The sequence below is a fragment of the Mycobacterium sp. NPDC003449 genome, assembly GCF_053588415.1.
Map to the genome: position 1 here is coordinate 1 of NZ_JBSFPX010000258.1, position 8,306 is coordinate 8,306.

Consider the following 8,306-nt stretch of genomic DNA (forward strand, 5'->3'; position numbering starts at 1 on the left):
GATGGCCACCCGTATCGTGGACGCGATAACGGCCTTTTTGCAGAGCCGGGGCGGGTGAACTCGGCGTACGCCGCACGACGCGGGAATGCCTTGCAGGGACACCTATGACCGGGTGATGCGCGAGGAGCGCCGGGCCGCGGTGCTGATCGATCCCACCCGGGTGTACTCGAACCCCGGCTGACCCTGGCCGAGCAGACACAAAACTGCCCCTTTCCGCGTGGAAAGGGGCAGCTTTGTGTCTGGTCGCGCTGTCAGGTGAGCGACGCGGGCGGGTTGAACCGGTCGCCGTAGCGGGCGGCCAGTTCCTTGGCGCGGGCGACGAACGCCGCCTTGCCGACCCCGAGCTCACCCTGGTAGCCGACGATGAACTGGGCCGAGCCACCGGTGTACGGCGGGAAGCCGATACCCATGATCGAGCCGATGTTGGCGTCCGCGGTCGAGGTGAGCACACCCTCGTCGAGGCACTTCTGGGTTTCCAGCGCCTCGGCGAACAGCATGCGGTCGATCATGTCCTGCAACGGGATATCCGCCGAACCGGAGTTGAAGGTCTCCTTCAATCCCGGCCACAGACCGGTCCGCTTGCCGTCGGCGTACTCGTAGAACCCGGCGCCCTTCAGTCGCGACGGGCGGCCGAGCTCGATCATCTTCTCCACGACGGCCTCGGCCGGGTGCGGCACGTGGGTGCCACCGGCGGCCTCAATACCTTCCTTGGTGGCGACGGCGATCTTGTGCATGAGCTCCAGGTTGAGCTCATCGGAGAGCTGCAGCGGCGCCGCCGGGTAACCGGCCTGCGAACCCGCCTGCTCGATCGAGGCCGGCTCGACACCCTCGCCCAGCATGGCCAGCGCCTCGTTGACGAAGGTGCCGATGACGCGGCTGGTGAAGAAGCCGCGGCTGTCGTTGACCACGATCGGGGTCTTGCGGATGGCCAGCGTGTAGTCGAACACCCGGGCCAGCGCCTCGTCGGAGGTCTTCTCGCCCTTGATGATCTCCACCAGCGGCATCTTGTCGACGGGTGAGAAGAAGTGGATGCCGATGAAGTCCTCCTGGCGCTTCACGCCGGTCGCCAGACCGGTGATGGGCAGCGTGGAGGTGTTCGAGCCGAGCAGCGCGTTGGGCTCGACGATGTCCTCGATTTCCTGGAACACCTTGTGCTTGAGGTCCTGGTTCTCGAACACGGCCTCGATCACGAAGTCGACGCCCTTGAGGTCCTGGGGATCGGCGGTCGGGGTGATCCTGGCGAGCAGCGCCGCGCTCTTCTCTTCGGTGGTCTTGCCCCGCTTGAGTGCCTTGGCTTCCAGGCCCTCCGAGTACGCCTTGCCCTTGTCGGCGGCTTCCTGCGTGACGTCCTTGAGGACGACGTCGTAGCCGGCCTTGGCCGACACGTAGGCGATGCCTGCGCCCATCATGCCCGCGCCCAGCACGCCGATCTTGCGGATCTCCTGCTTGGCGATGCCGTCGGGGCGCGATGCGCCGCCGTTGATGGCCTGCAGGTCGAGGAAGAACGCCTGGATCATGTTCTTGGCGGTCTGGCCGGTCACCAGCGCGGTGAAGTACCGGCTCTCGATGCGGCTGGCGGTGTCGAAGTCGACCTGCGCACCCTCGACGGCCGCGTCCAGAATGGCCCGCGGTGCCGGCATCGGCGCACCCTTGAGCTGCTTGCGCAGCAGCGCCGGGAAGGACGGCAGGATCGCGGCGAGCGCCGGGGTGGCCGGGGTGCCGCCGGGGATCTTGTAGCCCTTGACGTCCCACGGCTGGACTGTGCCCTCCGGGTGTCGATCGACTTCAGCCTTGATCCAGGCCTTGGCGGCCGGGACCAGTTCGTCCACGGTGCCGACGAGTTCGTCCACCAGGCCGGTGTCCTTGGCCTTGGCCGGGTTGAACCGGGTGCCCTGGCTCAGGACCTCCATGAACGCCTTCTGGATGCCGAACATCCGCACGGTGCGGGCGACGCCGCCACCGCCGGGCAGCAGGCCAAGGGTGACCTCGGGCAGGCCGATCTGGCTGCCCTTGACGTCGGCGGCGATGCGGTGGTTGGTGGCCAGCGCGATCTCCAGGCCACCGCCGAGCGCGGCGCCGTTGATCGCGGCGACCACGGGCTTGGGCAGGGTCTCCAGCTTGCGCAGGTCGGCCTTGATGGTCTCGACCATCTCGAACGCCTCTGCCGCGTCGTCGGGCCCGATGTTCATCATGCCCTTGAGGTCGCCACCGGCGAAGAAGGTCTTCTTCGCACTGGTGATGACCACACCGGTGATCGAATCCTGCTCTGCCACAAGCTTTTCTACGGCGTTGTGCATGGATTCCTTGTAGTGCTCGTTCATCACGTTGGCCGAACCGGTCGGGTCGTCCAGCGTCAGGGTGACAATGCCGTCGGCATCCTTGTCCCACTGAATGGTGTTCTCAGCCATTGGTTTCTCCTAGACCCGCTCGATGATGGTCGCGACACCCATGCCGCCGCCGATACACAGCGTCACCAGCGCACGCCGAGCGCCGCGACGCTCGAGCTCGTCGACCATGGTTCCGGTGATCATGGCGCCGGTGGCGCCCAGCGGGTGGCCCATCGCGATGGCGCCACCGTTGACGTTGAGCTTCTCGTCGGGGATGTTGAGGTCCTTCTGGAACTTCAGCACCACCGACGCGAAGGCCTCGTTGAGCTCGAACAGGTCGATGTCGTCGACGGTCAGGCCGGCGCGGTCCAGCACCTTGCGGGTGGCCGGGGTCGGGCCGGTGAGCATGATGACCGGGTCGGCGCCGCTGGTGGCGGTGGCCACGACGCGGGCCCGCGGGGTCAGGCCCTGGCTCTGGCCGGCCGACTCGGAGCCGATCAGCAGCAGGCCGGCACCGTCGACGATGCCCGAGCTGTTGCCGCCGGTGTGGACGTGGTTGATCTTCTCGACGTAGTGGTACTTCTGCAGCGCCACATCGTCGAAGCCGCCCATCGCGCCGACACCGTCGAACGCGGTCTTGAGCTTGCCCAGGCTCTCCACGGTGGAACCGGGCCGCATGTGCTCGTCCTGGTCCAGGATGACCAGGCCGTTCTGGTCGCGGACCGGGATCACGGACTTGGCGAAGTAGCCGCCCGACCAGGCCGCCGCCGCGCGTTCCTGCGACCGGGCGGCGTAGGCGTCGACGTCCTCGCGGGAGAAGCCCTCGATGGTGGCGATCAGGTCGGCGCCGATGCCCTGCGGGACGAAGCCGATCCGGTAGTTGGTCTCCGGGTCGGACGCCCAGGCGCCGCCGTCGGAGCCCATCGGGACGCGGCTCATCGACTCCACACCACCGGCCAGCACCAGGTCGTCCCAGCCGGAACGGACCTTCTGGGCGGCCAGGTTGACGGCCTCAAGGCCGGAGGCGCAGAAACGGTTGAGCTGGAAGCCACCGGTGGTCTCGGGCAACTTGGCCACCAGGCCCGCGGTGCGGGCGATATCGCCGCCCTGATCGCCGACCGGGGACACCACACCCAGGATGACGTCGCTGATCAGGGTCTCGTCCAGGTCGGGGTAGCGGCCGCGGATCTCCTCGATCAGACCGACGACCAGGTTGACGGGCTTGACTTCGTTGAGGGCACCGCCGCGCTGCTTGCCACGCGGCGTACGGATCGCCTCGTAGATGAAGGCTTCTTCGGACATGTTTTTGCTCCAGGTCCTATTCAGGTTGATGGTGGAACCGCCCCCGTCCCGGGCACAGTCCTCTGAACGGCAGCGTAGCAGCCTCACCCAACCCGTTGGTTGGGCTGTGCTCAGCATCTCCTAGAACAGGTGGCGGGCCTGCACCGCTTTCTACACCTGGGTTGTCAATCGCGGGGAACAACGACCCAGACGCAGAAAACCGCGCCTATGTCAGGCCGAGGTGGACTCCTCGACCTCGTCGAGCGTCGGGTAGTCGATATAGCCCGCCGGGCCGGGCGCGTAGAAGGTGGCCACGTCGGGCTCGTTGAGCTCGGCGCCGAGCACCAGCCGGTCGATCAGGTCCGGATTGGCCAGGAAGGTGCGGCCCACCGCGGCGGCGCTGATCGCGCCCCACTGTGCGTAGCTTTCCAGCTGAGAGAAATCGGTACCGGATTCCCGGCCGGTGTTGAGCACGAACGTGCCCGACCACAGCGCCCGGATCACGCCGAACGTCGGCGAGCCCGGGTCGATCAGCACGTGCAGGTAGGCGATACCGAGCGGGGCGATCCGGTTCAGCAGCGCCTCGTAGGCTCCGACGGAGTCGCGCTCGCGCATATCGCCCGCGGGGTTTCCGGGTGAGATGCGCAGTCCGACCCGTCCGGCTCCGACCTCGGCGACCACGGCCTCGACGACCTCGGCGATCAACCGGGCCCGGTTCTCCGGCGAACCGCCGTAGGCGTCGGTGCGCTGGTTGACCACATCGGAGGCGAACTCGTGCAACAGGTAGCCGTTGGCGGCGTGGATCTCCACACCGTCCATCCCGGCATCGACCGCCCGGCGTGCGGCGGCCCGGAAGTCCGCGACGATCGCCGGGATCTCGTCGATGTCCAGGGCCCGCGGTGTTTCCAGCGGCTTCTTGCCGGTGGGGGTGTGAGTGAGCATGTCGGCGGCGATCGCCGACGGGGCGACCGCCTCCGCCCCGCTGATCTCGGGATGCGCCATCCGGCCGACGTGCCAGAGCTGGACGAACATCTTGCCGCCTTCGGCGTGTACGGCGTCGGCGATCTCGGCCCAGGCGGCCCGATGCCGGTCGGTGTAGATGCCGGGGGTGTTCATGTAGGCGCCGTTGGCGGTCTCAGCGACAGCCGTGGCCTCACTGATGATCAGCCCCGCCGAGGCGCGCTGCGAGTAGTACTCGGCGGCCAGCGGCGACGGGGTGCCGTCGGCGTCGGCGCGCGACCGGGTCAGCGGCGCCATGAACAGACGGTTGGTCGCGGCGGTGTCACCCACCTGGATGGGCCGCAGCAGTGCGGCGTCGGCGTCGAGTTTGTCGGTCACGATCGCCATAAGCGTTATCGGCTGCCCAAACATTCCCGGACCGCCGCCAAAACGCGCGTCGCCCATCCGGCTTCGGTAGTCGACGGATCAGGCCGAGATGATCGAGAACATCACCACGCTCTGATCGCGGTGGGGGTCTTGGAGCATGTCGCACGCGAGCGTCAGCGGGCCGAGGTCACGGTGGTCCATGTGCTTGATCATGTGCGCGCTGGGGACGACGGCGTCGTCGTCCCACAACGCGACGAATTCCGTGCTGTCGTTGCGCAGATCGGCGATCAGCTTGAGTGTCTGCTCATCTCGGGGGTAGCGGGCCAGCGTGGCGCGCAACTGACCCACGACGATGCGAGAGAACTCCTCCGCACGACTCATTCCGTAGTGCGGCGTCATCCCCGCCGGGGGTTGAAAGTGCCGCCGCGCGACATTGCGCTCCAACGGCGCAAGGGCACCGAAGTCCTCCATCAGCAACACCGCCTGTGAGTTCCATGCGAGGACGTCGAAACGCGCACTCAGCACGATCGCCGCCGTGGTGCCCAGCCCCTCCACCAGCTTGGCGACACTCGGAGTGACCTCCATACTCGGCTCGCCGCCCCACGGGACGGCGCGCCCGACAAGTTGGAAAAGGTGTCGCCGCTCATCGTCGTCCAGCCTCAATGCGTCCGCGATGGCCCCGACCACCTGATCTGACGGTCCCGCACCGCGGCCGCGCTCCAGGTTCGTGTAGTGCTCGACGGAGATGTGGGCCAACCGCGCGACCTCTTCGCGTCGCAGCCCCGGTGTGCGGCGACTCGCCGCGCCGAATCCGAAATCCTCGGGATCACGACCCTCTCGAACGGCCCGCAGATACCTGCCCGCCGCGCGTCCGTCCACACTCCGATACTGGCACGACTCTCACCACGGGACGAGTTCTCCCTGGTCACTGCGGAACTGCCCGGTGGTCAACTCCTCGGCGAGCGCGATCGCCACGATCCCGGCCGCGCCCTCCGCGGGATCGCCTGCGCCCTGCATGGGCTCGCCGTTGTTGAGTCCGGTGGCACGGTAGCCGGGGCTGACCGAGACCACTGAAATACCCTCGCCGGCAAGTTCTTTGGCGTACATCACGGTGAGCATGTCCAGGGCGCTCTTCGAGGATTGGTAGGCCGCCGCGGCCACCCCCGCGTACGGCCAGGTCGGGTCGTTCACCAACCGGGTGGAACCCAGCTCGCTGGACACGTTCAACACCCGCGGCCGCGCCGACGCCCGCAGCAACGGCAGCATGCCGTTGGTGACGGCGGCGACACCGGCCACATTGGTGTCGAAGGTTCGTAGCAATGCGGCCCGGCCCACTTTCGACGACGGCAATCCGTCGCCGACGATCGCCGCATTGTTGATCAGGAGGTCCAACCGCCCGTAGGTGTCGGCGATCTGGCCGCCGGCTGCGGCGACGGTCTGGTCATCGGTGACATCGATGACCACCAACTCCACCTCCAGCCCCTCGGCGGCCAGCTTGTCGACGGCCGCGGATCCCCGCCCGGGATCGCGGGAACCCAACAGCACCCGGAGCCCGGCGCGGGCAAGCTGCTGAGCGAGGTGGAAACCGATCCCGGTGTTGGCTCCGGTGACGAGGGCGATCGTGCTGTCTGTGTGTGTCATGAGCCCAGCACATCGCAATCAGGGCGGAACAGGCAGGTATACGCTCTACCCCTTTGGCGAGGAATGCCGACCGGCGGGCCCGTTCGCCACCTCGGGCCCGACTACCCTCGACATCCATGACCGTCAGAAGCCTGCAGCCCTACGCCGTCACGATCTTCGCGGAGATGTCGGCGCTGGCCACCCGCCTCGGCGCGGTGAACCTGGGCCAGGGCTTCCCCGACGAGGACGGTCCCGCGGCGATGCTCAAGGTGGCGCAGGACGCGATCGCCGGCGGCGTCAACCAGTACCCGCCAGGCCCGGGCATCCCTGAGCTCCGGCAGGCGATCTCGGCCCAGCGCAAACGCCACTACGGCATCGACTACGACCCCGACACCGAGGTTCTGGTGACGGTCGGCGCCACCGAGGCCATCGCGGCCTCGCTCATCGGCCTGGTCGAACCGGGCTCGGAGGTGCTGGTGATCGAGCCGTTCTACGATTCATATTCGCCGGCGATCGCGATGGCCGGCTGTATCCGCAGGGCGGTCCCGATGGTTGCCGACGGCCGGGGGTTCGCGATCGACGTCGACGGTCTGCGCCGGGCGGTCACACCGAACACCAAGGCCCTGATCCTCAACTCCCCGCACAATCCGACCGGCGCGGTGGCCTCGGACGCCGAGTTGCGGGCGATCGCGACGCTGGCCGTCGAGCGCGACCTGCTGGTGATCACCGACGAGGTGTACGAGCAGTTGGTGTTCGGCGGGGTCCGGCACCTCCCGCTGGCCGGTTATCCGGGCATGTCCGGGCGCACCGTCACGATCTCCAGCGCGGCCAAGATGTTCAACGCCACCGGCTGGAAGATCGGGTGGGCCTGCGGCGCATCCGAATTGATCGCCGGCGTGCGGGCCGCCAAGCAGTACCTGACCTATGTCGGCGGCGCGCCGTTCCAGCCGGCAGTGGCCCATGCCCTCAACAACGAGGACGGCTGGGTGGCCGATCTGCGGGATTCGTTCCAGGCCAGGCGGGATCGGCTCGCCGAGGCACTGAACGACATCGGGTTCGAGGTCCACGCCAGCTTCGGCACCTATTTCCTGTGCGCCGATCCGCGGCCCTTGGGTTTCGACGACAGCACCGCGTTCTGCGCGGAGCTGCCGCACAAGGCCGGCGTGGCCGCGATCCCGATGTCGGCCTTCTGCGATGCCGACGCGCCGCATGCCGACGTGTGGAATCACCTGGTGCGCTTCACGTTCTGCAAGCGCGATGACACCATCGACGAAGGCATTCGGCGGCTGCAGGTGCTGCGCCCGGTTTAGCGACGGTCGAGATAACACCTGGCACTACACCGACTGTGCGACCACCGCGTCCCGGCGGGCCAGCAGGTAGTACACGACGAATGCGACGCCGCAGCCGATGAACCAGCTGTACTGGGCGGCGGTGTGCATGCCCGCGACCACCCCGCCGAGCAGTACCGGGACGACGGCCAGCACCGCACCGGCCACCGTGGCGATCACCGCCACCTTGTTGTAACCCTTGGTGTACCAATATTTTCCGGACTCCGCCATGGTGAACAGGTCGTCAACGACCACCTTCTGCTTGCGGATGAGGTAGTAATCGGCGATCAACACACCGAACAGCGGGCCGATGAAGGCACCGAGAGTCTCCAGGGTGTAGTGGATGACCTCGGGGTTGTTGTACAGGTTCCACGGCGTGATCAACACCGATCCCACCGCGGCGATCATGCCGCCGGCGCGCCGG

Annotated in this window: 7 protein-coding genes and 1 pseudogene; 2 read left to right on the plus strand and 6 right to left on the minus strand. The window is 67.5% G+C overall.

What is annotated here, in order from left to right; translation table 11 throughout:
* Window positions 1-97: 97 nt before the first annotated feature.
* Window positions 98-181, plus strand: a pseudogene (locus ACWDTP_RS35530) (pyridoxamine 5'-phosphate oxidase); the annotation flags it as partial.
* A 70-nt stretch (window positions 182-251) separates the two neighbouring features.
* On the opposite strand, the gene ACWDTP_RS35535 reads toward ACWDTP_RS35530, so the two are convergent.
* From ACWDTP_RS35535 to ACWDTP_RS35555, 5 genes are all read right to left on the minus strand, one after another.
* Complete coding sequence (locus tag ACWDTP_RS35535) at window positions 252-2,408, minus strand: 3-hydroxyacyl-CoA dehydrogenase NAD-binding domain-containing protein (RefSeq protein WP_450027912.1); 2,157 nt, start codon at window positions 2,406-2,408, stop codon at window positions 252-254.
* Between the two features lie 9 nt (window positions 2,409-2,417).
* Window positions 2,418-3,629, minus strand: coding sequence for an acetyl-CoA C-acetyltransferase (locus tag ACWDTP_RS35540; RefSeq protein ID WP_450027913.1), 1,212 nt, complete (start codon window positions 3,627-3,629; stop codon window positions 2,418-2,420).
* A 210-nt stretch (window positions 3,630-3,839) separates the two neighbouring features.
* On the minus strand, window positions 3,840-4,955 hold the full coding sequence (locus tag ACWDTP_RS35545; RefSeq protein ID WP_450027914.1) for an alkene reductase: 1,116 nt from the start codon (window positions 4,953-4,955) through the stop codon (window positions 3,840-3,842).
* Window positions 4,956-5,033: 78 nt separating this feature from the next.
* A complete protein-coding gene (locus tag ACWDTP_RS35550; protein WP_450027915.1) occupies window positions 5,034-5,813 on the minus strand; it encodes a helix-turn-helix transcriptional regulator in 780 nt (259 codons plus the stop codon).
* A 21-nt stretch (window positions 5,814-5,834) separates the two neighbouring features.
* Window positions 5,835-6,575 (minus strand): SDR family NAD(P)-dependent oxidoreductase, encoded by a 741-nt coding sequence (locus ACWDTP_RS35555; RefSeq protein ID WP_450027916.1) that lies wholly within the window; start codon window positions 6,573-6,575, stop codon window positions 5,835-5,837.
* Between the two features lie 116 nt (window positions 6,576-6,691).
* Here ACWDTP_RS35555 and ACWDTP_RS35560 point away from each other — a divergent pair, with 116 nt between their 5' ends.
* Window positions 6,692-7,864, plus strand: a complete 1,173-nt coding sequence (locus ACWDTP_RS35560) for a pyridoxal phosphate-dependent aminotransferase (RefSeq protein WP_450027917.1) — start codon at window positions 6,692-6,694, stop codon at window positions 7,862-7,864.
* A gap of 24 nt (window positions 7,865-7,888) precedes the next feature.
* Here ACWDTP_RS35560 and ACWDTP_RS35565 read toward each other — a convergent pair.
* On the minus strand, window positions 7,889-8,306 hold a 418-nt coding region (locus ACWDTP_RS35565; RefSeq protein ID WP_450027918.1), incomplete at its 5' end, for a cytosine permease.